The 23,791-nt window shown below is 49.0% G+C and carries 23 protein-coding genes and 7 tRNA genes; 4 read left to right on the top strand and 26 right to left on the bottom strand.

Annotation, left to right across the window (positions count from 1 at the left end):
• Positions 1–2 precede the first annotated feature (2 nt).
• Positions 3–1,139, top strand: coding sequence for an O-phospho-L-seryl-tRNA:Cys-tRNA synthase (pscS, locus tag QFX39_RS02315; RefSeq protein ID WP_300477085.1), 1,137 nt, complete (start codon positions 3–5; stop codon positions 1,137–1,139).
• A gap of 81 nt (positions 1,140–1,220) precedes the next feature.
• Here pscS and QFX39_RS02310 read toward each other — a convergent pair whose 3' ends face one another.
• From QFX39_RS02310 to QFX39_RS02295, 4 genes are all read right to left on the bottom strand, one after another.
• On the bottom strand, positions 1,221–1,628 hold the full coding sequence (locus QFX39_RS02310) for a GyrI-like domain-containing protein (protein WP_300477084.1): 408 nt from the start codon (positions 1,626–1,628) through the stop codon (positions 1,221–1,223).
• 18 nt (positions 1,629–1,646) lie between these two features.
• On the bottom strand, positions 1,647–2,093 hold the full coding sequence (locus tag QFX39_RS02305; RefSeq protein ID WP_300477083.1) for a universal stress protein: 447 nt from the start codon (positions 2,091–2,093) through the stop codon (positions 1,647–1,649).
• Positions 2,093–2,566, bottom strand: coding sequence for a TIGR00288 family NYN domain-containing protein (locus tag QFX39_RS02300; RefSeq protein ID WP_300477082.1), 474 nt, complete (start codon positions 2,564–2,566; stop codon positions 2,093–2,095). The genes QFX39_RS02305 and QFX39_RS02300 overlap by 1 nt, the downstream gene beginning before the upstream one ends.
• Before the next feature lie 81 nt (positions 2,567–2,647).
• Positions 2,648–3,301, bottom strand: a complete 654-nt coding sequence (locus QFX39_RS02295) for a TetR/AcrR family transcriptional regulator (protein ID WP_300477080.1) — start codon at positions 3,299–3,301, stop codon at positions 2,648–2,650.
• Between the two features lie 142 nt (positions 3,302–3,443).
• On the opposite strand from QFX39_RS02295, the gene mtrA reads away from it, so the two are divergent.
• Positions 3,444–3,989, top strand: coding sequence for a tetrahydromethanopterin S-methyltransferase subunit A (gene mtrA, locus QFX39_RS02290; RefSeq protein ID WP_300477078.1), 546 nt, complete (start codon positions 3,444–3,446; stop codon positions 3,987–3,989).
• Positions 3,990–4,062: 73 nt separating this feature from the next.
• Here the strand turns inward: mtrA and QFX39_RS02285 are convergent.
• From QFX39_RS02285 to QFX39_RS02180, 22 genes are all read right to left on the bottom strand, one after another.
• A tRNA-Ser gene (locus QFX39_RS02285) sits at positions 4,063–4,147 on the bottom strand.
• A 36-nt stretch (positions 4,148–4,183) separates the two neighbouring features.
• Positions 4,184–4,268, bottom strand: a tRNA-Ser gene (locus QFX39_RS02280).
• Between the two features lie 82 nt (positions 4,269–4,350).
• On the bottom strand, positions 4,351–4,659 hold the full coding sequence (gene rpsJ / locus QFX39_RS02275) for a 30S ribosomal protein S10 (protein WP_237779397.1): 309 nt from the start codon (positions 4,657–4,659) through the stop codon (positions 4,351–4,353).
• Between the two features lie 34 nt (positions 4,660–4,693).
• Complete coding sequence (tuf, locus tag QFX39_RS02270; RefSeq protein WP_147671537.1) at positions 4,694–5,935, bottom strand: translation elongation factor EF-1 subunit alpha; 1,242 nt, start codon at positions 5,933–5,935, stop codon at positions 4,694–4,696.
• Between the two features lie 110 nt (positions 5,936–6,045).
• On the bottom strand, positions 6,046–8,238 hold the full coding sequence (locus QFX39_RS02265; RefSeq protein ID WP_300477069.1) for an elongation factor EF-2: 2,193 nt from the start codon (positions 8,236–8,238) through the stop codon (positions 6,046–6,048).
• 17 nt (positions 8,239–8,255) lie between these two features.
• Positions 8,256–8,816, bottom strand: coding sequence for a 30S ribosomal protein S7 (rpsG, locus tag QFX39_RS02260; protein WP_300477066.1), 561 nt, complete (start codon positions 8,814–8,816; stop codon positions 8,256–8,258).
• Between the two features lie 5 nt (positions 8,817–8,821).
• Entirely contained in the window at positions 8,822–9,247 is a 426-nt protein-coding gene (locus QFX39_RS02255) for a 30S ribosomal protein S12 (RefSeq protein WP_013296236.1), read from the bottom strand.
• 18 nt (positions 9,248–9,265) lie between these two features.
• Positions 9,266–9,697 (bottom strand): NusA-like transcription termination signal-binding factor, encoded by a 432-nt coding sequence (locus tag QFX39_RS02250; RefSeq protein ID WP_013296235.1) that lies wholly within the window; start codon positions 9,695–9,697, stop codon positions 9,266–9,268.
• 6 nt (positions 9,698–9,703) lie between these two features.
• On the bottom strand, positions 9,704–10,000 hold the full coding sequence (locus QFX39_RS02245) for a 50S ribosomal protein L30e (protein WP_300477060.1): 297 nt from the start codon (positions 9,998–10,000) through the stop codon (positions 9,704–9,706).
• Between the two features lie 10 nt (positions 10,001–10,010).
• Entirely contained in the window at positions 10,011–11,366 is a 1,356-nt protein-coding gene (gene rpoA2, locus QFX39_RS02240; RefSeq protein WP_300477057.1) for a DNA-directed RNA polymerase subunit A'', read from the bottom strand.
• 9 nt (positions 11,367–11,375) lie between these two features.
• Complete coding sequence (gene rpoA1, locus QFX39_RS02235) at positions 11,376–13,988, bottom strand: DNA-directed RNA polymerase subunit A' (protein ID WP_300477054.1); 2,613 nt, start codon at positions 13,986–13,988, stop codon at positions 11,376–11,378.
• A gap of 38 nt (positions 13,989–14,026) precedes the next feature.
• On the bottom strand, positions 14,027–15,838 hold the full coding sequence (gene rpoB, locus QFX39_RS02230; protein WP_300477052.1) for a DNA-directed RNA polymerase subunit B: 1,812 nt from the start codon (positions 15,836–15,838) through the stop codon (positions 14,027–14,029).
• A gap of 23 nt (positions 15,839–15,861) precedes the next feature.
• The gene (locus tag QFX39_RS02225; RefSeq protein ID WP_300477050.1) at positions 15,862–17,406 is read right to left on the bottom strand and encodes a DNA-directed RNA polymerase subunit B''; all 1,545 of its coding nucleotides are present in this window, start codon (positions 17,404–17,406) and stop codon (positions 15,862–15,864) included.
• A 60-nt stretch (positions 17,407–17,466) separates the two neighbouring features.
• Positions 17,467–17,700 carry a DNA-directed RNA polymerase subunit H gene (locus tag QFX39_RS02220; protein ID WP_013296229.1) on the bottom strand — a complete coding sequence of 78 codons (234 nt, stop codon included), beginning with the start codon at positions 17,698–17,700 and terminating at the stop codon, positions 17,467–17,469.
• A 42-nt stretch (positions 17,701–17,742) separates the two neighbouring features.
• A tRNA-Lys gene (locus QFX39_RS02215) sits at positions 17,743–17,816 on the bottom strand.
• A gap of 8 nt (positions 17,817–17,824) precedes the next feature.
• Positions 17,825–17,896: transfer RNA gene (locus QFX39_RS02210), tRNA-Asp, on the bottom strand.
• A gap of 128 nt (positions 17,897–18,024) precedes the next feature.
• Positions 18,025–18,097, bottom strand: a tRNA-Tyr gene (locus QFX39_RS02205).
• Positions 18,098–18,141: 44 nt separating this feature from the next.
• Positions 18,142–18,216, bottom strand: a tRNA-Pro gene (locus tag QFX39_RS02200).
• A gap of 7 nt (positions 18,217–18,223) precedes the next feature.
• Positions 18,224–18,297 (bottom strand) — tRNA-Thr (locus tag QFX39_RS02195).
• A 92-nt stretch (positions 18,298–18,389) separates the two neighbouring features.
• Positions 18,390–19,610 (bottom strand): phosphoglycerate kinase, encoded by a 1,221-nt coding sequence (locus QFX39_RS02190; RefSeq protein ID WP_300477047.1) that lies wholly within the window; start codon positions 19,608–19,610, stop codon positions 18,390–18,392.
• 10 nt (positions 19,611–19,620) lie between these two features.
• Positions 19,621–20,289, bottom strand: a complete 669-nt coding sequence (gene tpiA / locus QFX39_RS02185) for a triose-phosphate isomerase (RefSeq protein WP_300477165.1) — start codon at positions 20,287–20,289, stop codon at positions 19,621–19,623.
• 238 nt (positions 20,290–20,527) lie between these two features.
• Positions 20,528–21,178, bottom strand: a complete 651-nt coding sequence (locus QFX39_RS02180; protein WP_300477044.1) for a transglutaminase domain-containing protein — start codon at positions 21,176–21,178, stop codon at positions 20,528–20,530.
• A 586-nt stretch (positions 21,179–21,764) separates the two neighbouring features.
• On the opposite strand from QFX39_RS02180, the gene twy1 reads away from it, so the two are divergent.
• Positions 21,765–22,676 (top strand): 4-demethylwyosine synthase TYW1, encoded by a 912-nt coding sequence (twy1, locus tag QFX39_RS02175; RefSeq protein WP_300477042.1) that lies wholly within the window; start codon positions 21,765–21,767, stop codon positions 22,674–22,676.
• Positions 22,677–22,840: 164 nt separating this feature from the next.
• Positions 22,841–23,701, top strand: coding sequence for a DUF1002 domain-containing protein (locus tag QFX39_RS02170; RefSeq protein WP_300477040.1), 861 nt, complete (start codon positions 22,841–22,843; stop codon positions 23,699–23,701).
• The last annotated feature ends 90 nt before the right edge of the window (positions 23,702–23,791 follow it).

Here is a 23,791-nt window from a genome sequence, read left to right as displayed (position 1 = left end):
TCATGGAATGCGCTGATTATGGTATTACAAGGGAACTTGAGAGGGACAACCTCAACCTCAACCCCCTCCAGAGGGGCGGTGTTTTACCTGCAGCCGCCAGGAAGGCCCTCTATGAATTTGGGGATGGCTACAGTGTCTGTGATTACTGCGCTGGAAGACTGGACCAGGTTACAAGGCCGGCTGTTAACAGTTTCCTGGAGGACCTTGCAGATTTCATAGACGCAGATGCTGTAAGGACAGTTCATGGGGCAAGGGAGGGTAAATTTGCGGTGATGCATGCCCTCTGCGAGGCTGGCGATACCATCGTTGCAGATGGAAACGCACACTACACAACACACCTCGCTGCAGAGAGGAACGACCTTGAGATTGTTGAGGTCCCATCAACTGGATACCCTGACTATGAGATAAAACCTGAGGCCTACAGGGAGGTCCTTGAGGAGACCGCTGACAGGGATGATGTTAAACTTGCGGTTCTAACACATGTGGATGGTAATTACGGTAACCTCACCGAAGCAGAGGAGGTGGCCAGGATATGCAAAAAGATGGGTGTTCCCCTCCTCTTGAACTGCGCCTATTCCATGGGTCGTCTTCCTGTTAAACTCAGAGAAATAGGAGCGGACTTTGTTGTTGGAAGCGGGCACAAGAGCATGGCTGCCTCTGGACCGATAGGTGTTCTGGGGATGAGGTCTGAATGGGAGGACACCCTCCTCAGAAGGTCAGGGAGGCATGAGAAGAAGGAGATTGAGATGCTGGGCTGTACATCACGTGGAGCACCGCTTGCCACCCTCATGGCTTCCCTTCCGCACGTTGTGGAGAGGGTTTCCCGGTGGGACGATGAGATTAGAAAAACCCGGAGACTTGTCTCTGAACTTGAGGAGATGGGAGGTATAAGGCAGATTGGTAAGAGGCCCAAGGAACATGACCTTGTGAGGTTTGAAACCCCTGTATTCCACGATATCGCATCTTCACATCCCAGAAAGGGTTTCTTCCTCTACGAGGAACTTAAAAAGAGGAAAATAGTCGGTATAAAGAGGGGTCAGACCAAGTGGTTCAAGTGCAGTGTCTATGGAATGACTGATGAGCAGGTTCAGTATGTCATTGACTCCTTCAGGGAGATCCTCGAAAAAAACAGGAATTGAATTTTTGTCATGGAAATGCAGTTAAATCATGAACCGCATTTTACTTAAGAAGAACAGTGAATCAATAAACAGGGAATTCCCTTATAGTATAACAGGGAACTGTATTTCCCTTACCTTTTCACGGTATATCTCCCGTGGGGCCCCTATTATGTCAATTCCGTTCTTCTCTGCGTAAGCTATGAGCTCCTCATAGGCTTCATTTCGATTTTCAGTGTATTCTTTAAATATAACGGCGTGTTCGGGGATCGTAACAACTTTAATGTCACCTGCACCCTCTGATTCGCCCTTTACGGGTATTCCTGCATCATATCGGCCATCTTCCTTGAGGGGGCTTGTGTAGAATATCACCAGGGGGTCACCGGCTATTTCAAGTCCCTCTGATGAGATGAAATTCCTCACCTCTTCAATAAGTTCAGGGGTTTTGCTTAGGGGTCCGCTGAAGGTTATAAGCGCCAGCTTCTCATCACTTAATGTCCTTTTTCCTATCATTGAATCACCTTCACGTATTTAACCAACGACCAGTATGGGGGTTTCTGCAGATTTCAGAACCTTTCGTGTTATGCTTCCAGATATTATGCGGTCAAGCCCGTGTTTACCTGAACTGCCCATGACTACCAGGTCCACATCCTCGTCCTCCATTGTCTCAAGGATAACCTCTGCAGGGTTGCCCTCAAGTATCTGGGTTTCGAGTTTGCACTCCTTCATTCTACCATTTTTCTGCATTGATGAAAATTCGTCCTTGAGGATGGATATTGCCTTCTCTGACTGTTTTCTGAGTATCCTTTCAATGCGTCTGCTGATATCCTCATCCCAGACCTTCCTGTAGGATGTGTCAACTACACTTATCCCGAGGATATCTGCACCACTCATTTCAGCAATTCTGAATGCATGTTCTGTTGCCTTTCTGGCGTCATCTGAGCCATCAGTGGGTATCAGTATTCTCTGGTACACCATCAGACACCTTCGCTTATGAGTTTTATGGAGTCATCTGCCGAGTTCTGGAGTGCTATGCTGAACCCGGGCTCTGCACCTATAACAAGGGTTTCCTTCCCGTTCTCCTTTGCTATGTTTATCAGGGGGAGGAAATCTGCATTACGGGTCATCAGTGCAACCACATCAATGTGGGGGTTATGTATGAGTTCAAAGGCCTCCACTGCAAGCTGGACATCCACGTCCCCTGCGACTATCATGGGAGAAAAGCCCTGGTTTACAACTGCCTCGATAAGTTTATCTGAGGCATACTGGTTGAGGAGGACCTTACCCACCCTGAGGTTTCCCCTGTCAACCAGAAGGTTCTTAACAAAGTCAAGGTCTGAGCAGAATTCCTTTCTGAGCATGTTTGGACCATCCACGAGGAGTCCAAGATTCTTTTTATCTTCCTGACTGTTATCTATTATCACAAAGTTAGCTTCATCATCCATATTCATTCTTTTCCTCACATATTATCGTTACTTTAAATACAGATTGTATCTAAAACCTTATATAGTTATTTATGTTGCGGCTGCTATTCATGGGTCTCTGCTTTCTGGCTCCTGATTTTTCAGGGCCGATTCAAGGAATATCTCAAGGTCCCTCCAGAATCTGTCCCTCCCGATTTCTCTGGCCTCAAGAACCATCCTTGATGTGAGGTCGAGGTTGAGGGAATTTATGGCCAGTGTATGAATGTATATGGATAGCTCAACAGGGTCAAGGTCACTTCGGATGCTGCCATCATTCATACCCTCTATGATTGCCTCAACCATGAGCCGCCACATCCCTGTGCGGAGGTTCACTATCTCCCTTGCATCCTCAGTTTCGCTCATCTCAAATCTCTCTGTGCCACTGTAGCAGTATATCCTGAAGTAGTCCGGATGTTCCTTTGAGAATCTGTAAAGGGCGTCCACCATGGCCTTCACCTTGCCGTAACCGTCTGTTTCAAGTCCTGAGCATTCTGAGTACATTCTGTGGAGTATTCTTACACCGTAGAGGTTAACGGCGAAGAAAAGGGCCTCCTTATTTTTGAAGTAGTAGTAGAGGAGTGCCTTGTTGACCTCTGCCCTTTCTGCTATTTCATCCATGGTCACATTGTCGTAGCCCCTCTCAAAGAATGCCTTCTCAGCAGCCCTTATTATCTGCATCTGTCTTTTCTGCCTTTCACGTTCTCTCCTGGAAGTCGGGGCCATCTTGATTCACCTTTTCTGTATCTGTAGGATATCTGTTCTGCGGCTTTAAAACACTTTTACCGGAAGATTTATATATTTTTAACTACAAGTTAAACTTTAACCATAAGTTAAAAATTAACTGATGGTTAAAGAGGTGTTTGTAATGGTTGACAAGAAACCGGTACCCGAGGACTGGCCCCACATAGTTGGGGACTATGTGGTTGGTGATGCCGAAAGTCCGGTTGCGGTTGTCACCCTCGGGTCCCACATGGAAGATGAGCCTGTAAGGGCAGGCGCAGCGATTTCAGGTCCACTGCACACAGAGAACCTTGGAATAGAGAAGGTCGTTGGTAATGTAATTGCAAACCCCAACCTCAGATTCCTCCTTGTATGCGGTGCAGAGGTCATGGGTCACATCACGGGCCAGACCATGAAGGCCCTCCACAGCAACGGGGTTGATGGAGAAACCGGAAGGATAATCGGGGCCACCGGCGCCATCCCCTACATAGAGAACATGCCTGATGAGGCCATAGAGAGGTTCCGAAGGCAGGTGGAACTTGTTGACATGGTAGATGTTGAGGATCCCAATGCAATAAGAGAAAGAATAGGGGAGTGTGTGGTGCATGACTCAGGGGCAATTGATGAGAAGCCCCTCATTTTAAGGCCTTCTGAGGATCTGAATAAAAAGAAACCCGATGAAAACACCTGATTACTTTTTTTAAGGGTCCAGACCGCCACCCTCAAGGCGGTCTCTTCCTCCTATATTTTAAATCCTTATTCTACGCCGGGACTGGGATTTGAACCCAGGCGGAGCATGGCTCCACAAGATTTCCAGTCTTGCGCCTTACCTGGCTAGGCTATCCCGGCAGAATAAGTTATTAGTTTTAGAAAAAGGTTTTTAAGCGCCGGGACTGGGATTTGAACCCAGGCGGAGAGAATCTCCACGGGATCTCAAGTCCCGCGCCTTACCTGGCTAGGCTATCCCGGCAGCATCAGATAAAAGAGATTGATAAACTCTTATTTATATAGTTTTTGGTCCCTGAATTTGGTTATAGGGGTTTGCACCCCAGTTAACTCTTGAGTTCTATTTCTATGCTGACGTTGTCAGGTACATTGACCTTCATGACCTGACGCATTGCCCTTTCATCGGCCTCTATACCCACAAGTCTCTTGTGGATCCTCATCTCCCATTTCTCCCAGGTTGCGGTTCCCTCACCATCAGGTGATTTCCTTGTTGGGACAACAAGTTTCTTGGTTGGGAGGGGTATTGGGCCTGACATGTCCACGCCTGTCCTCTCAGCGATCTTCTTCAGCTGGTCACAGACGTATGCCAGTTTTTCAGGGTCTGTCCCTGTGAGTTTAATCCTTGCTTTGTGCATCTGAATCCTCCTTTAAAAAGGGAAGGGATGGGGTTTATTTTGCTGGTACAAGGTCTATACACATTCCAGCAGCCACTGTCTGTCCCATGTCCCTTATGGCGAACCTTCCCATGTGTGGGATGTCCTTTATCTTTTCAATGACCAGTGGCTTGGTTGGTTTGACCTTCACGACAGCAGCGTTACCTGTTTTGAGGAAGTCTGGGTTTTCCTCTTCAACCTGACCTGTTGCAGGGTTCATTTTCTGCACAAGTTCAAGGAATGTGCAGGCAACCTGTGCTGTGTGGCAGTGGAATACAGGTGTGTAACCGACTGTTATGACACCAGGGTGCTGAAGAACGACGATCTGTGCTGTGAACTCCTTGGCAACCTTTGGTGGGTTGTCCAGGTGTCCTGCAACGTCTCCCCTTCTGATGTCGTTTTTACCGACACCCCTTACGTTGAAACCTATGTTGTCACCGGGTTCTGCCTGGTCGATCATCTCGTGGTGCATTTCGATGGATTTAACCTCTCCACTGACACCTGCTGGTTCAAATATGACGTTTTCACCCTTCTTGAGGACCCCTGTCTCTACACGTCCAACCGGGACTGTACCCACACCTGTGATGGAGTAGACGTCCTGTATGGGTATCCTCAGCGGAAGGTCCACGGGTTTTTCAGGTGCCTCAAGGTCGTCGAGTGCTTCGACGAGTGTTTTACCCTTGTACCATGGTGTGTTGTCGCTCTTGGTTGTTATGTTGTCACCCTCGAAGGCTGAGAGTGGTATGAATTCAACGTCGCTTGGCTTGTAACCGACTGTTTTGATGAGGGCTGCAACCTCATCCTTGAGGGCGTTGAATTTTTCTTCGTCGTAGTTGACAAGGTCCATCTTGTTGATGGCCACTATGAGCTGGTTTATACCCAGTGTCCTTGATAGGAAGACGTGCTCCTTGGTCTGGGGCATTACACCGTCGTCAACTGCAACCACAAGGACTGCGGCGTCTGCCTGGGATGCACCTGTGATCATGTTCTTAACGAAGTCACGGTGTCCAGGGCAGTCCACGATGGTGAACTCGTACTTGTCTGTTTCGAATTTTGCGTGTGCAAGGTCGATTGTAACTCCCCTTTCCCTTTCTTCGGAGAGCCTGTCCATGACGAACCTGAACTTGTCCTCACCGTCAGCCAGCTGCTGCTCGGCGATTGCCCCTGCCTGGAGGAGCAGGTGTCCCACTAGTGTGGATTTTCCGTGGTCTACGTGTCCAATAAACGCCAGGTTCATGTGTTCTTTTTCTTTAGCCATATTATACCTCCATATGTGATGATTTAGCCTGATCTAGATTCAACACCTACACGTGTTGTTTGTCTAAGGTAATTTCCTATATTCCTTTTAATTATATAAGTTTAATGGGGTTAACCCAGGTAGTGGTCCGCCCTGTATGGCTCAGGACTTAGACCCTTCCTGGTCCTCACTTCCCTTATTATTGTGTGCTGCAGTTCATTTGGCAGTTTCTCGAATCCAGCGTTCTCTGTTGACCAGAGACATCTACCCTCGGTGGCTGACCTGATATCACCTGCGAATCCGAACATCTCTGCCACAGGCACCACAGATTCAACGGTTACCATGTCACCCTCCTGGGTCATGTTGACGATCTGCCCGCGCCTGTTCTGTATTTCACGGGTTGCGCTTCCCATGTAGTCCTGGGGCACGTTGATGAACACCTTCTGTATGGGTTCAAGCACCGTGGGCTCGGCAGACATCATGGCACCGAATATACCCTTCCTTATGGCGGGTAAGACCTGGGCCGGACCCCTGTGGACTGCGTCCTCGTGGATCTTGGCGTCCATGAGCTTTATCTTAACGCCCATAACCTTTTCCTTGGCGATGGGGCCGTTGTCCATTGCACTTTCGAAACCATCAAGGAGTAGTTCCTTTATCTCGTCAAGGTACTGGATACCACGGGTCATGTTGATGAAGAGGTTCTTCTCATAGACGTCCCAGACCCTTCTGGCCTCCTCCTTATCCATACCGGCCTCTATGAAGTCCTTAGCGGCTTCTTTACCCTTGACGCGACCCTCCTTTATCTTACCTTCCTGTATCGCCTGCATCACTGATTCTTCGACGGGTTCAATTTCTATGTAGAATCTGTTGTGCTTGTTGGGTGATTTACCCTCAACTGGACCCGCGGTTCCTGAAACCGTTTCCCTGTAAACCACTATGGGCTCTGAGGTCTCTATCTCAACACCCTTCTCGTTTATCCTGTAGGCTATGATCTCAAGGTGGAGTTCACCCATACCTGATATGAGGTGCTCACCGGTCTCCTCGTTGATCTCAACCCTTACCGTTGGGTCCTCCTTACCAACCTGTCTGAGGACCTCTATGAGTTTTGGAAGGTCCTTGGTATTCTTGGCCTCAACTGCAACTGTAACCACGGGTTCTGATATGTGTTCGAGACCCTCGAAGGCCTTTATCTTTCTTCCTGTGTCACAGATGGTTTCACCTGCAACAGCGTTCTTGGCACCGGTTATTGCGACTATGTTACCTGCAGGAACCTTGTCGGTGTTGACCCTCTCGGGTCCCATGTAGACACCGACCTGCTGGACACGTGCCTTGCTGTGTGAACCAACAAGGAAGACCTCGCTTCCCTTCTCTATGGTACCACCGTAGACACGTCCGGTTGCGACTTCCCCTGCATGTTTGTCTATACTGACATCTGTAACCATAACCGCAAGGGGACCTTCAGGGTCTGTTTTGAGCATGGCCTGTCCTTCCTCGCTCTCAAGGTCCCCTGACCATATTATGGGCACCCTGTATGCCTGGGACTTGGCAGGGCTTGGTAGGTGCTCAACCACCATTCCCAGGAGCACCTGGTGGAGGGGCACCTTCTGGGCGAGTTCCTTCTGGTTGTCATCCGTACAGTACTTGTAGATGTCGTTGAAGTTTATACCGGTCTCCTGCATTATCGGGACGTTTATGGCCCAGTTGTGGTATGCTGAACCGAAGGCAACGCTTCCATCCTCCACACGGACCTGCCATTTGTCCCTGAATTCCTCAGGGGCCATGTTCTTGATGAGTTTGTTTGCGTTGGCAATGATCTTTATGAACCTCTCCTGGAGCTCACTGGCGTCCAGTTTGAGTTCATTTATGAGCCTGTCAACCTTGTTGATGAAGAGGACGGGCCTCACATTTTCCTTGAGGGCCTGTCTGAGTACCGTTTCTGTCTGGGGCATTATACCCTCAACTGCGCACACCACCACAACGGCGCCGTCCACAGCCCTCATGGCCCTTGTAACGTCACCCCCGAAGTCCACGTGACCCGGGGTGTCTATGAGGTTGATGAGGTATTCGTCTCCCTCATAGGAGTGGACCATTGAAACGTTTGCGGCGTCAATGGTGATACCCCTTGCCTGTTCCTGTTCGTCGAAGTCAAGGAAACGCTGATCCCCTGCCAGTTCAGCGGAGATCATCCCTGCACCAGCCAGGAGGTTGTCTGAAAGGGTTGTTTTACCATGGTCGATGTGCGCCACTATACCGATGTTACGGATGTATTCCGGCTGGTACATGAGCTCCTTAATCTTGCTAATCATTTTTGCACGTCTGCTCACTAAAACCACCTGTAAGTTTAATGTGCGGATCTGGCTATCCTTTCTTTCTCTTCCTTCTTCTGGATTGCAAAGCTCCTTGTGTCATACTCTGCAGCCAGCATTATCTCGTTTGCCAGGCACTCCTCTATGGATTTCTTGTTCTTGAATGCCGCCTGCATTGCACCCTTGGTTATGAATCCGAGGGACAGGTCCACCCTTCTCTGTGGGGATATGTCAACTGCAACCTGGTAACCTATACCCCCATACTTGATCCTTGTGGTCTCCTCCCGCGGGGAGGTGTTTTCAACGGCCTTGACAAGGATCTGGACCGGGTTCTCCTTGGTCCTCCGGCTTATGATTTCAAAGGCCTCCTTAACTATCTTGTAGGCCTTGTTCTTTTTACCTGAGTTCCTCTCGGTCCTCATAACCTTGTTTATCAGTCTCTCAACTATTGAAACCTTTGACTTTGCAAACTGCCTCTTAACGTGTCTTCCCATTGTGTGGGGAACCAGGATGCTGTCAAGGCATATGTACTTTGCAAGGCCCATATCCTCAACCTTGACTTCCTCCAGTTCCCATTTATCAAAAACTAGACTCATAAGGATTACCTCACAGGTTTTTCTATTTTCCCTTTAACCATTTCCTGCAGGGAAACATTGTTGACCTTTGTAACCTTCCACCTGACACCGGGAATATCACCCATGGACCTTCCTGATGGTCCACCAATACCCTCAACAACGACCTCATCGTGTTCATCAATAAAACCAATAGCGCCGTCTCCAGGTGCGAAGGCTGTGATCTGCTTACCGTTTTTGATTAACTGGACCCTCACACATTTCCTTATTGCTGAGTTTGGCTGTTTTGCCTCTATACCCACCTTCTCAATCACTATACCCCTTGCCTGGGGTGCACCTTCAAGTGGGTCAGCCTTAACATCAAGGCGGAGTGATCTCCTCTTGTAGTGGGTGTCCTTCCATCTGAATTTCTGCCTCTTGCTTTTGAGTTTTTTTGCTGCGAATAATCCTGGCAAATAAGATTCCTCCTATATTTATTTTATTATAATATTGCTTATGTTGTGCTGTCTTCTGGCCAGTAGCCTGGCCCTTTCAATGTTCTGTCCGCCGCGTCCAATGGCGATTCTCTTATTCTTTGGATCGGTTTCCACTGTGGCTATCTTTTCACCGTTTTCCTTCTGGAGTATCCTGATGCTCCTTATCTTGGCGGGTGCCATGAGGTTCTTTATGAACTCCACGGGGTCACTGGAGTGTTCGATTACCTCAACACCCTTGTCGAGCGCCTTCTGAACCTTGGCCACTGTACTTCCCTTTTTACCAATGGCAAGGCCCATATCACCCTTTTTTACAAGGAATGTTACCTTGCCGTTTTCGTCATCCACAATGCAGTCCTTCACCATTGCACCGGTCATGCTCTCAAAGAGTGCAATGTATCTTATCTCGTTTGTGGTAAATTTGATGGTCACAGCAACCTACCCCACCATTTCCAGTATTGTTGAATCACCCGGATCCTGGATTAAGAGCGCCCCCACCGTGAAGGGTTTACCGCAGACAGATCCCAGTTCAACGCTGGTGCCATCATGGGTATAAACTGGAATATCTGATAGCTCTGCATAGTATTCTATGTCCTCTCTGAGGTCCTCTGGAATGTTACTGGCCATTACCACCAGCTTACCCTTACCCAGTTTGAGGCTCTGAATTGTCCTCTTTGATCCAAGGATAACATTACCAGTATCTACAGCGACTCGTATTCCTCTATCTATGTCCATCTACTGCCTCCTATTTTCTTTCTTTCATCACAACACTAACGGAACCTGTACCCAGAGGTATAGGCTGTCCTATAATAATGTTCTCTATGATACCAGTGAGGTGGTCCACCTCTCCCCTGATACTTGCTCTCAGAAGGTGCTTACCTGTTTCCTCAAAAGAAGCTCTTGCAAGAACGCTTGCCTTTTCACCGCTTATACCATGCCTTCCAATGGATTTAACAGAACCATCAGCAGTCATCATATCTGCAACAAGCATTATGTGACGTATGTCCACTGTGAGACCCTGCTCCTCCATGGTTCTTTTTGCTTCGTGTATTATTGCGTTTCTCGCTGCTTCTATGCCCAGAACGGTTTCTATTTCGTGTATGTCGTTTGTTGTCGTCCGGACCTTATCCACACCCTCTTCTTTAAGAACAGCTCCAAGGTTTGAACCCTCTGTATGGATTACCCATTCATCATCCTCTTTACGGATAACCACCTTTCCTATGTTTTTAACTCCACTTATCTGGAGTTTCCTCACCTTATCAGCCAGTAACCTGAGCTCCCTTATGGTGGGTTTCTGGGGTTCAAATCTCAGTATGCTGTTATCTATTTCTACTTTCTTAAAAGTTTTTTCCACCTTTGCTATTATATCATCATATTCGAGGTGTTTTTCAAGGATCTTCTCCTCGTCCAGTTCTGCAACCACTGCCATATCTGCGTACTGGATACTGAAGTTTTTGAGGACATCGTTGAGGGTGCTTTTACCTATCTTGTTGGCCTTTTTGCGCACAAACTCCTCATCATACCGGAGGTCACCCTCAAAGTAGATGCTCATGGTTGGTGTGGATATCTTCTTCCTGGCATCCACGATCTCGATGAGCCTTGGGAGACCCAGGGTAACGTTGAGTTCCGCCACCCCTGCGTAGTGGAAGGTACGCATTGTCATCTGGGTACCTGGTTCACCGACTGACTGGGCCGCAACTGTCCCAACAGCCTCACCGGCCTCAACCTTTGCCCTCTCATAGGCCCTTCTGACCCTTCTTATAAGTTCGTCCAGTTCATCGTCGCTGAGGTTGTGTTTCTTCATTGCATCGGCTATTTCTTCAATGAGACCCGGCGGAAACTTCGTCCTCTTCCTTTTAACAAGTTCCTGGACCTTCAGGATTCGCTGGTATTCGTCCTCAACTGCGTCGAGGATATCGTCTCCTTCAAGACCCCTGTTTCTCTCTGAGATCCTGCTGAAGAGTCTCACCATTTCATAAAGATCTGCTTCCTTCAGTTTTTCCTCCTCAGCGATCCTGGCAACATATTCCACCACAGGATCTGGAAGCAGGATCCCATTCTTTGAGGAGTAATCCTCTATCTTAGTTATAATTTCCTGCACAGAATCACCTTACCCCTTTGATTTGAGCCTTATTTCCTCTACGAGTTTGTCGAGGTCCACTATCTTCCCGTAGTCGCTCTTGGCAGGGTCAACGCCGTCCTCACCGAATCTCGTCTGTATTATAACTCCTCTGTTGTCAACGACCTTTCCGTCCTCATTGACTGTGAGGTCCTGGAGGGCGTTTACAAGACGTCTCTGCATGTAACCGCTCTGGGCTGTACGGATAGCTGTATCCACAAGCCCCTCTCTTCCCCCCATGGCGTGGAAGAAGAATTCTATTGGGTCGAGGCCCTCCTTGTAACTTGAGTGTACGAATCCGCGGGACTTGGCACCGAGTTCACCCCTCTTGAAGTGGGGAAGTGTCCTGTTGTCGTATCCCCTGCTTATTCGGCCACCCCTCACTGACTGCTGCCCCACACAGGCTGTTATCTGTGTGAGGTTGAGCATTGACCCCCTTGCACCAGTGAGCGCCATTATTACCGCGTGGTTTTCATCCATGTCAAAGTAACTCTCTGCTATTTCCCCTGATTTGTCCCTGGCCTCACCCAGAACCTGCATTATCTTCATCTCCAGGGTCTCCTCAAGGCTTCTACCGGGGAGTGGTTCGAGTTCTCCGTTCTCGTAGGCCTCAATAAGCTGGTCAACCCTTGCCTCAGCGTTCTTCAGGTGGGCCTCTATCCTTTCACGGGCCTCCTCAGGGATCTCCTCATCGTTGGTACTTGTGGTGAATCCCGCATGCATTATACCTGCAATTGCAAGCTTTGTTGCGGAGTCAAGGAATTTTCTGGCCTCATCTGTCCCATATTCCTTGACGATATGGTCAAGTATCTTACCTGCGAATGCACCGTAGGCCTTCTCATCAATAACGCCTGATATCAGCTCTCCGTTCTCTATGACAACGTAGGCATCGTTTTCACAGTCCATCTCCAGGCATTCTTCACATTTCCTGCATATCTCGGCCCGGTAGACCATGTTGAGGTCATCAGGGAGGACCATGCTGAATATCTCCTTACCTGTCCAGTCACGACCCCTCCTGTCAGGTAGGGGCAGCCCCGCCTTCTTGAGGATCTGGAAAACCTTATCCTCACTGAAAACAGCCCTCTTCCTTGTAAGGAGATAGGCGCCTGATATGTGGTCGTGTATTCCGCCGATGATGGGACCGCCGAACCTGGGGGAGAGTATGTGTTCCTGCACACGCATGAGTGTCTTGGCCTCTGCCCTTGACTCCTCGGTCTGGAATACGTGCATGTTCATCTCGTCCCCGTCGAAGTCCGCGTTGTATGGGGGGCAGACGCAGAGGTTCAGGCGGAAGGTCTTGTAGGGCAGGACGCGGACCTCATGGGCCATCATGGACATCCTGTGGAGTGATGGCTGACGGTTGAACAGGACTATGTCACCATCCTTGAGGTGCCTTTCAACGATGTACCCTGGTTTGAGGTTCTCAAGGACAACGTCCTTGGTCTCGTTGTAGATCCTTATCTTGCGGCCGTCTGGCCTTATAACGTAGTTGGCCCCGGGGTGTACGTCGGGCCCGTTCTCTATGTACTCCCTCATCTTTTCTATGTTCCATTCTGTAACGTAGACCGGTACTGTGACCTCCCTGGCTATGATCTCAGGGACTCCCACCTCGTTTATGCTTATGTTTGGGTCCGGTGAGATGACGGTACGGGCAGAGAAGTTAACCCTCTTTCCTGAGAGGTTGCTCCTGAACCGTCCTTCTTTACCCTTGAGCCTCTGGGCGAGGGTCTTGAGGGGTCTGCCGGAGCGGTGCCTTGCAGGGGGGACACCGGAGGCCTCGTTGTCGAAGTAGGTTGTCACGTGGTACTGTAGGAGTTCCCAGAGGTCCTCGACGATCAGCTGGGGGGCTCCTGCCTCCATGTTCTCCTTGAGGCGCTGGTTTATCCTGAGGATATCCACGAGTTTGTGGGTCAGGTCGTCCTCGGACCTCTCACCGGTTTCAAGGGTTATTGATGGTCTCACAGTTACAGGGGGGACCGGAAGGACTGTGAGGACCATCCATTCGGGCCTTGCGACCTCGGGGTTGACTCCGAGGATTAGTGCATCATCGTCGGTTATCCTCTCAAGCCTCTCCCTCACCTCGCTGGGTGTTAGCTTGTAGTCACCCTCTACGATGGAGACGGGTTTATCCAGTTTTATTTCCTCCTGTTCCTCCTCACAGTGTGGGCACTTCTCGCGTCTGGCCTCGGTGTATATCTCCTTTATTATGGGTGTGAGGCTCTCCTCCTTCTCCATCGCCTCAAGTATCCGCTGTCTGTACTCTTCAATCTCCACCTCTGTGAGCAGGACCCTGCTGCATTTCCTGCAGATTGACCTGAGTATCTTGTGTATTGTATCCGCGAATCCCACGTGTATAACGGGTCTTGCAAGGTTTATGCTTCCAAAGTGCCCGGGGCACTCACCGCCCTTGGCCCCGCATGTCCTGCACCTGAGGCTGGGGTCTATGACACCAAGCCTCGGGTCCATGAGCCCGTTCTCGATGGGGTACCCGTCCTCGTCATAGGTGTCCGGTGTCACAACCTGGGTAACGGACATCTTCCTTATATCCTCAGGGGACATGAGACCAAAATTTATCTGGGAAATTTTCTTTAAAATTCCTCTCAAGGTATTCTCTCCTTTGATTTATTCCCTCAAATCCGTAATCATGCCTTGTCTTCCAGTATGAGTTTTGGGAAGATGCATAGACTCTTAAGCTCATCAAGGAGTAATTTGAAGGCGTATGATATCTCCACAGGGAATGACTCTGAGTCCTCACATATTGGACAGTACTTCTTATCCCTTATCTTGTCGTAGATTGCTATCATACCGCACTCGGTACATACCAGTGCTTCGTATTTATCTGATTCATCAAGAAGCCTTTCCTTCAGGGCGAGCGCTGCTCCATGGGCAATCAGACAGTCTCTTTCCATTTCCCCGAATCTGAGACCTCCTTCCCTGGCCCTTCCCTCGGTTGGCTGTCTTGTGAGGACCTGCACGGGACCCCTTGATCTTGCGTATACCTTATCCGTTGTCATGTGGTGGAGTTTCTGGTAGTAGGCCACGCCTATGAATATCTCGGCCTCTATCCTTTCACCGGTTATTCCGTTGTAGAGTGATTCCACACCCGCACTTTCAAATCCATTGGCCCTGAGGGCCTTCTTTATGTCCCTTTCGTCCTCTCCGGTGAATGGTGTTCCGTCCACCCGGCGGCCCTCCATGCATGCGGCCTTACCTGCGAGCATCTCAAGGACCTGCCCCACTGACATCCTTGATGGTATGGCGTGGGGGTTCACTATGAGGTCTGGCACAACACCGTCCTCTGTGAAGGGCATGTCCTCCTGTGATACTATGAGGCCCACAACACCCTTCTGACCGTGCCTTGATGCGAATTTGTCACCGAGTTCGGGCTGTCTCTGTTCCCGCACCCTTATCTTGGCGAGTCTGCTCCCCTCAACGGTTTCTGTTAGGAGTACAGCGTCAACTATTCCCTTTTCACCGTGTCGCACGGTTACTGAGGTTTCTCTTCTCCGCTCCGCCACTGTTCCGAACTCATCGATTTCCTCCAGGAACCTTGGTGGTGATGTTTTACCTATGAGGACGTCACCTGATGATACCACTGCCTCAGGGTTTATTATGCCGTCCTCGTCAAGGTGCCTGTAGTCGCTCTCTGACCTGTAGCCCCTTACTCCCTTCTCAGGTATCTCGAAGCGGTCCTCCTGACCGCCAGGGTATCTTCGCTCCGCGGCCTCGTAGGATCTGAAGAATGATGACCTTGCAAGTCCCCTCTCAAGGGATGCCTTGTTGAGTATCAGCGCGTCCTCCATGTTGTAGCCCTCATAGGACATTACGGCCACAACGAAGTTCTGGCCTGATGGCCTCTCATCGTAGCCGGTCACATCTATTATCCTTGTCTTGACTATGGAGACCTGGGGGTGGTGGAGGAGGTGTGCACGCGTATCTGTCCTGAGGTCATAGTTGGATGCATATAGACCAAGGGCCTGCTTGGTCATCCCTGCCTCCATGGTGTTCCTTGGTGATGAGTTGTGGTTTGCGAATGGAATGATACCTGCACATATCCCCAGCATGGTGGAGGGGTCTATCTCAAGGTGGGTGTGTTCATCTGTGAGGTCCTCTGGACTCATTGCTATGTAGGCGTTTTCCTCTTCCTCAGCATCCAGATACTCTATTATGCCCTCCTTTATGAGGTCATCCCATTCCATTTCCCCGGATTCAAGCTTTTCAAGGTGCTCCTCCTTTAAAAGAGGTTCGCCGTCCTTTACAATGATCAGGGGTCTTCTGGCTCTTCCAGGGTCTGTGAATATGTATATCTCATGGTTTTCAGGGTAATGGGTGATGTTCATCTCAGGGGAGACCTCTCCGGATCTCCTCTTCTCCCTCATCTCCTCTACGAATTCTTCAGGGTCTTCACAAGTCCCTATAAGCTTCCCGTTAATGTAAATCTTGGTTTTACTCACTTAACAGCCTCCCGGTGGAAAAATTAGTTGAGAACCCCCATTTTTTTGATTACCTCCTCAACCTCCCTGGCATCTGAACCCTCGGATATCTTTGCAAGGAGGGCGAGGTTCTTAACAAGACCACAGTTTGGGCCCTCTGGGGTCTCGTTGGGGCAGATCTTACCGAACTGTGTCGGGTGAAGGTCCCTTGCCTCGAAGTGTGGCTGGCTCCTGCTGAGGGGGGAGACAACCCTTCTCATGTGGGATAGTGTACCCATGTAACTTGTCCTGTCCAGGAGCTGGCTCACACCCGCCCTTCCGCCAACCCAGTTACCTGTTGCTATGGCGTGTTTGAGGTTCTCTGTGAGGACGTCTGACCTCACAGCCTGCTTGACTGAGGGCTCCTTACCCCTTGCAAGGCTCCTCTCAAGCTGGTAGCTCATGTCCCTGCTTAGACTTGTGAAGGCCACCCTCAGGAGGTCCTCCATGAGGTCACCTGAAACCCTGAGCCTCTTGTTGGTGTAATGGTCCTTATCGTGGGGTTTTCGCTCACCGGATATAACCTGGAGGAGCATCTCGGTCATTTCAGCCAGGTATATCGCCTTCTCCAGTCTCTTATCTGGTTCTGTTCCTATGTGGGGGAGGAGGTAGCGGTCTATGACATCCTCAGCCCTTTTTATCCGGTAGTCCTCGGTCATGCCCTTGGCGACACGGTTACCGATGTATCTTATGGCACTCCTTACAAGGTACTCCCTTCTCTCCTCCTTGTCCAGTTTCTCCATTTCATCCTTTTTGAGGTTCAGCTTGTCCAGTGAGACCTGTATGTCGTCGGCTGCGATCATCTGGTAGTTGAAGTCATCTGATATGCTTGTTATGATGTCCTGGTCAGTTGCAAGTCCAAGGGCCCTTAGCAGTATCACAAGCGGGAGTTCTCCCGGCACGTAGGGGAATGATATCCTGAGGAACACTCCGCTCTTCCTTGGCTTCCTGTATTCAAGGGATATCCTGGCCCTGAAACCACTTCTTATAGAGGTAACTATTGCCCTGGCCCTGTTTTCATCCTCTTCCCCTATCCTCTCAAGTATTATCTTGTTTGGGGCTATTTCCTCCATGGTGACGATTGATCTCTCTGAACCGTTGACAATGAAGTAGCCACCAGGGTCCGCAGGGTCCTCGCCCTTTTCAGTGAGTTCCTTTCTGCTGAGGCCATGGAGGTGGCATATCTCTGATTTCAGCATAACAGGCAGTTCACCGATGTAGACCTTTTCGAATTCTGTTTCAGGACCCCCCTCCTTTATGAGTCTCATCTCCAGGCTCATGTGGGCTGAGTAGGTTAAATTCCTTAGCCTTGCCTCTGTCGGGTATATTTTGCTCTTTGAACCGTCCGCCTCCTTGATGAAGGGTTTTTCTATGCTTACCTTCCCTGTCTCCACACGGTACTTTCCCTGTTCCAGCTCTATGGGTTCGCTTGTGTCGATTATCTCCTGTATACGGTTACTCACGAAGTCATTGTAGGAATGTATGTGGTGGTCCACAAGGTCGTATTTATCAAAAAACGCGTCTACCAATCCCCATGCACTTTTTTTCATGGACTTCCTCCAAAACAAATTAGATGATTGAATTATGAGCTTACGGTTTACCCCAAAAAATTAGTCCTGCACGAGTCTATATGTAATGAATTCTTCGGCAGTTGGACTCTTACGGATTATTTTCACGATATCCCCCCTTTTAGCCCCTATGGCCTTCACCACAGGGTCTGTTGTTTTTATTTTTGGAAGCTGTTCTGGATGGGCATCCAGTTCTTTCAGCACCCTTTTTGCTTCAGAATCATTTAAAACCACGTGTTCCGGAACCAGATGGTGTTTCAAGATTTCCCTCTTCACAATTTAGTCCTCCAGATAAAAAGTCACCGTAAAATTAGATAGCGGGCCCGACGGGAATTGAACCCGCGACCACTTGGTTAAAAGCCAAGCGCTCTGCCAGACTGAGCTACGGGCCCTGAAGGAACGCCCTGGCCGGGAATTGAACCCGAGTCGCGGGCTCGACAGGCCCGCATGATAGCCCCTACACCACCAGGGCAGGTCTCCAGAATGAGAGCATTATTGTGTTCTCTCGTTACCTGCTTATATACTTTACTATTGCTGTATGACATACATGTTATGAGTTCTATTTTTCTAGTATTTAAAGCTTTCACACTGTTGGTGAAGTCCCGCCTGCCGGACTTGAACCAGCAACCCTCGGATCTACAGTCCGATGCTCTGCCAATTGAGCTAAGGCGGGTTGATATACATCATTGGGGGTGATGTATATTTAAGCTTTTTGGATGGGACCACCCGGATTTGAACCGGGGTCTCAGGCTCCCAAAGCCCAAAGGATCGACCAAGCTACCCTATGGTCCCCTTAGGAAGCCCCGGACGGGAATTGAACCCGCGACCACGAGATTACAAGTCTCGCGCTCCACCAGACTGAGCTACCGAGGCATTTCCAATGTTAGTAACTACTCATTTATATAGTTTGTGGTTGATTTCTGCGGGCACCATGGAGGGGAGGTTCAGCACCTCCAATTATGGGGTTAGTGGGGCGCGGACTCCTCAAGTACCCTCACAGCAGGCAGCTCCTCACCTGCAAGGAGACTTATGCTGGCACCGCCCCCACTGCTTATGTGCCCTATCTTATCCTCAAAGCCCATTTTAGCAGCCGCAGCCGCAAGGTGGCCCCCACCTATTATTGAGAAACCCTCAGATGAGGAGATGGCGTTGAGTATATCCTCGGTGCCTATGCTGAAGTCAGGATTCTCAAATACACCTGCGGGTCCATTTGCAAAGAGGGTCCTGGCCTCACGTATCCTCTCAGCATAAAGTTTTATCGTCTCCATACCTATATCCTGTATAGGGTAGTTGGGTATCTTTTTCACGGGTACATCCACCCTTTTTCCATCCCTGCTGATTGCAACATCAATGGGAACCAGTATTTTCTCAGGGAACCTCTTTTTCAGCTTCTTCGCCACCTTTATGAAATCACAGTAGCCCCTGTTTTTGATGAACTCCATGTTCACCTTCCCGATTTTAACACCACAGCCTGCAAGGAATATGTTGGCAACAAGGCCCGTTGTGAGTACAAGGTCTGCGCTGCCATTCTCAAGGACGTTCTTCATGACCATGATGGAGTCGTCCACCTTCACACCACCCAGTACATAGACACAGGGTCTTTCAACATTTTCAAGGGCACTCCTGAGTGTTCTGAGTTCACGCTCCATGACCCTGCCAGCCGCTGACGGTACCCGCAGGGCAAAGCCCACCAGTGATGGCTGGGATCTGTGGGCAGCTGCAAAGGCGTCGTTGATGAAGTAATCAATGAGGGGTGTGAGTTTCCTCACAAGGTGTGTCTCTGCCTGTTCCTCGGGGGCCCTCTTAAGCACCTCCTCTGAGTAGAACCTTACATTCTCGAGGAGGAGTATCTCGCTGTTCCTGAGCTCTCTGATGTTCTCCCTTGCTGCGGATCCAAATATATCCTCCACGTACCTGACAGGCCTTCCAAGTATCTCTGAGAGTTTATGGGAGTGCTGTTCAAGGGTTGTGAAGTCCTTCTTTCCTGGCCTGCTCTGATGGGCCATTATGACTGTCCTGGCACCCCTATCTGAAAGCTCCCTTATGGTCTCTGCATGGAGCCTCATCCTTGTATCATCGAGTATTGCACCGCTCTGGGGATCCACCGGCGAGTTTATGTCAACACGCACAAGTACAGTTTTCCCCTCAACCTCAAGGTCATCCATGGTTCTGAATTTGAAGGACACGGGATCACCGTCACACTTTGCTTACAAGGTCCAGAAGTGCGTCCCTTGGGCTTTCTGCCAGTATGATGCCCGAGGCAAGAAGAACACCCTCAGCCCCAAGGTCGAGGGCGGCCCTCATGTCCTCACCGGTGGATATTCCAGCACCACAGAGGACGCTGACATCAGGGTTTATATCCTGCACTGCACTGACGCTTCCTGTTATAACCTCTGGTTCTGCCTTTGAAACAGGTATGCCTGACCCTATGAGTTCAGGAGGTTCAACGGCCACGAAATCTGGTTTGAGGGCTGCTGCGGCCGCTGTGGTGCTCACATTGTTGGTGCATACGACTGAGGTCATTTTAAGTTTCCTCATCCTTGATATGACACCCTCAATGTCTGCAAGATTCATCCTCTTCTCTGAGTGGTTTATGAGGGTGCCAGCTGCCCCAGCATCTCTGGCACATTCTGCAAGGACGCCTCCTGTGTGCCCCCCCGCCTCTATGGGGTCGATGTGCTGGGCCAGTACAGGTATATCCACGGCCTCAGCCACCCGCTGCAGGTCCATGTGCTGGGGTGCCACCGCGATGTTAACGCCTGTTTCATCTGCAACCTCCTGACAGGCACCTGCAAGTTCAAGGGCTCTTTTACCTGTGGACTCAGTGTAGGTTTTAAAATTCAGTATGACGATAGGTGTTTCCATCAACTCCAAATCCTCCGGCATGATTCTGATGTTCATAGGTATGGTTGATGTGTTATAAAAATATGCCATCCCTTGATTGTCTGCTGGGAACTTCTGTTATGGAATGAGAGGGCAGAGTGAATTTATAATGTTTTCAGGTTTTCAGGGAAATTGCTGCTGAGAATAAAAGAGTTATGTAGTTGTATAATGTTGGTTAGAAGATTGTTGCTGGGGAATAAAAAAGGTGGTAAACATTATACTACATGTTGTAGGTTTTCACAACAGTCGTTGCGCGCCCACAGGTTGCAGTATAATGTTTACTTCCATAACGTTTGGTTACCAGTGACGGTTCAAAGCTTGTCCACCTTCCCTCAGAGTATACGTGCAGCCATCTGTGTCTTGATGATGCAGATGTGGCTCCCTGGACTACCTTAACTTTGTAGCCGTTGGCAGCAAGTTTCTTTGCTGACCAGTCAGAGAGCCCCCAGCAGTCTCCGTATCCTGTCCTTTCGACACCTTCAGCGGTGTGAGGACCTCCTGATCGATGGTTGAAGTTTCTGTTGATGTATGATGCAAGTTTTTCAAGTCCCTCGTCGCCCTGGAGATCATCCAGATCTTCGGAACTCGCTGCCCTGGTGTATGCCCTCTTGGAGGTTGTTGTGTAGGTTGCCTTTGTACGGTACCTTTTGTGACTTGTGGTTTTATAGGTAGCCCTTGTGCTGTACTTCTTCTTTGTTGTTGTGGTGTAGGTTGCCTTTGTCCTGTACTTCTTCTTTATCTTTTCCTTTGATTTGGCGTAGACCTTACTGTATTTCCTGTACTTTGAGGCCGCATCAACCTTTGGGGTGGATGCTGATTTTGTCTTTATCTTTTCGCCACCGGATTCCAGACCGGATTCCAGAAATTCCATCTGTCCAAATGGTATGGTACTCACTGCTACTGCAAGTGCAAGTAGAGCGAGATAACGCGAGTGTCTCTTAATTTTACCGCCTCCGATAATGGCAGGCTATACCCGCCGGACCTTACCATGGACCTTAATCACATCAAGCATATATATAAACCTTTGTTTCCCGAATAAGACAAAAAGGCTTATATATGGCTTATTTCTGGATTTGGGAGCATCTGGTAAAGAATTGACAGTGGACCCCTAATTCCTTTCTTAAATGTTTTATTTCACCTAAAAGGGAATTATGGTGCCTTAAAAATGATTGAATGGCTTTTAAATCTGTTCAATAATTTTGGATAAAATATGCTTCTTTTAAACGCTCCAGTGCTCTTAAAACCACTTAAAAAGACGTATATGCATGAATGGAATTTTAAGAGACCGTTAAAGATCACAAATATTAATATTGGTGTGGTCACAGGTATTAAGTTATGAAGCATTTGTCTATCAGTTCATGTGAACCACATTCAGGATCAATCTTATAATATATATTACATGAATCACAACGAAAATTAACAGTGTATCAGCAAGGATAGTTTGAGATGGGTTGGCAATGTATGCGGAAGAATCTCATAGAAGAATGGAAAGAATGGGATACCGTTTTGTAGGTGAGAACAGGCATTCAGCAGTTAAAACCTGCCTCTGGACAAAGAAAAGCATAATCAATGAGGGCGTCTGTTACAAGGAGAAGTTCTATGGTATCAGGAGCCACAGATGCCTTCAGATGTCCCCCAGTGTACCTTTCTGCCAGCAAAAATGTCTTTTCTGCTGGAGGGATCTCTCTTCAACAGAAACAGCCTGGAATGGCCCCCATGATGAGCCGTCGGATATAATTGAGGGGGCGATTGAGGCCCAGAGGAAACTTCTCTGCGGGTACTTCGGTAATGAAAGGGCAGATAAGATAAAGGTCCTGGAGGCACAGGATCCCACGAATGCTGCAATATCCCTTGCAGGCGAACCCCTCCTCTACCCAGACATGGATGGGCTCCTTGCAGAGTTCCATAAGAGAAACTTCACAACGTTCCTTGTGACAAACGGCCTTGCATCCGGCAATCTTGAGGCACTCTCTGTTGAGCCAACACAGCTCTACATATCCCTTGACGCCCCTGACCGGGAAACCTACGAGAAACTCTGCAGACCCCAGATTCCTGACGCATGGGATCTTCTCAACAGATCCCTTGAGGCCATGCAATCCTTTAGCTGCAGGAAGGTTCTGCGTATAACAGCTGTCAGGGACATCAACATGAAGAAACCCGGAATGTTCGCCAGGATGATAGAAAGGGCCCAGCCAGATTTTGTTGAGGTCAAGGCCTACATGTACATCGGGTACTCAAGGAAAAGGCTTGAAATTGATAACATGCCCCTATTCTATGAGGTTCATGAATTTGCAGATAGCATTGCAGACAGCTGTGGAATGGAGATTGTTGACGAGTCAAGGGAAAGCAGGGTTGTTCTCCTGGCATAAGATTTTCTGCTATGGCTTTTGCTTATCATGTAATAAGGGCTTTACTTTTATTTTTGGTGTTTTTGCTTTATTTGGCACTTGTCATGTAGTAAGTGCTTTGCTGTGGCCACAGATTAGTACATATATATCTCCTCGTGTATTAATTAATAAATGGAGGTATTGTTATGAGGCGACTTATCATTGCGCTTGTGCTTGCATTCATGGTAACCGCACCGGTATTTGCAGTCTCAGGATTCTCTGTGACACTCGGGGAGGCAACAGACAGCAACCCAGCATACCGGAATGCGGTGATGGATTACTTCAAGTCAAAGACAGATAAGGATATCAATAGCGCAAATATAAAGATTGTAACAGCATCTGAGGTAAATGAGGTCTCCAGGGGAGTTACAGGTCGTGTATATTCGCCATCACAGATACTCTCATGTGCCATGGTTGACCTCTCATACTCAGATGGAATCAAGGTCTCTGTGGATACCGGTAAGATAAGGGTCGTGACCCCTGAGATGTATGCCAGTGCCCTACGGTCGTCTGGTATTGACCGCGGATACGTGGTTGTAACATCCCCGGTACCCGCTTCAGGAGAGGCAGCCCTTGCGGGTGTCCTGAAGTCATATGAGGTTGCTGTGGGTGAGAAGATACCTGAGGAGGCCAAGAAGGCATCTGTTGAGGAGATCTACCTCCAGAGCAGGCTTGTGAACGAAACCAATGCAACCGGCGATGAGGTGGCACAGCTCTTTGATGAGGTCAAGAACAGGACACAGGATCAGAACCTTCAGAACCCCGATGAGATAAAGAACATTGTCGTTGATGTCTCACAGCAGATGAATATCAACCTAACAGAAAATCAGGTTCAGCAGGTCGCAGATTCGGTTTCAGCATCCCAGAGGGTCCAGGGAAACCTCACGGAATTTAAACAGAGGCTTGAAAGCGTGAGTCAGCAGTTTGGAGGCTCAAGTATCCTTGATCAGATCTACGCATTTCTCCAGAGCATATATGACTACATTGTGGGGATGACGTCCCCATAAACTCTTTTTTTGTTCATGGTTCAGTGATCAATGGGACGGCATCCTTTCAGTTACTTTATCTGTCATGACTATCAGTCAATTCAAATAGCC

Source organism: Methanothermobacter sp., from assembly GCF_030055425.1.
Lineage (GTDB): Archaea > Methanobacteriota > Methanobacteria > Methanobacteriales > Methanothermobacteraceae > Methanothermobacter.
The sequence above is the reverse complement of the archived record's forward strand: the minus strand, read 5'-3'. Positions and strand labels throughout refer to the sequence as shown.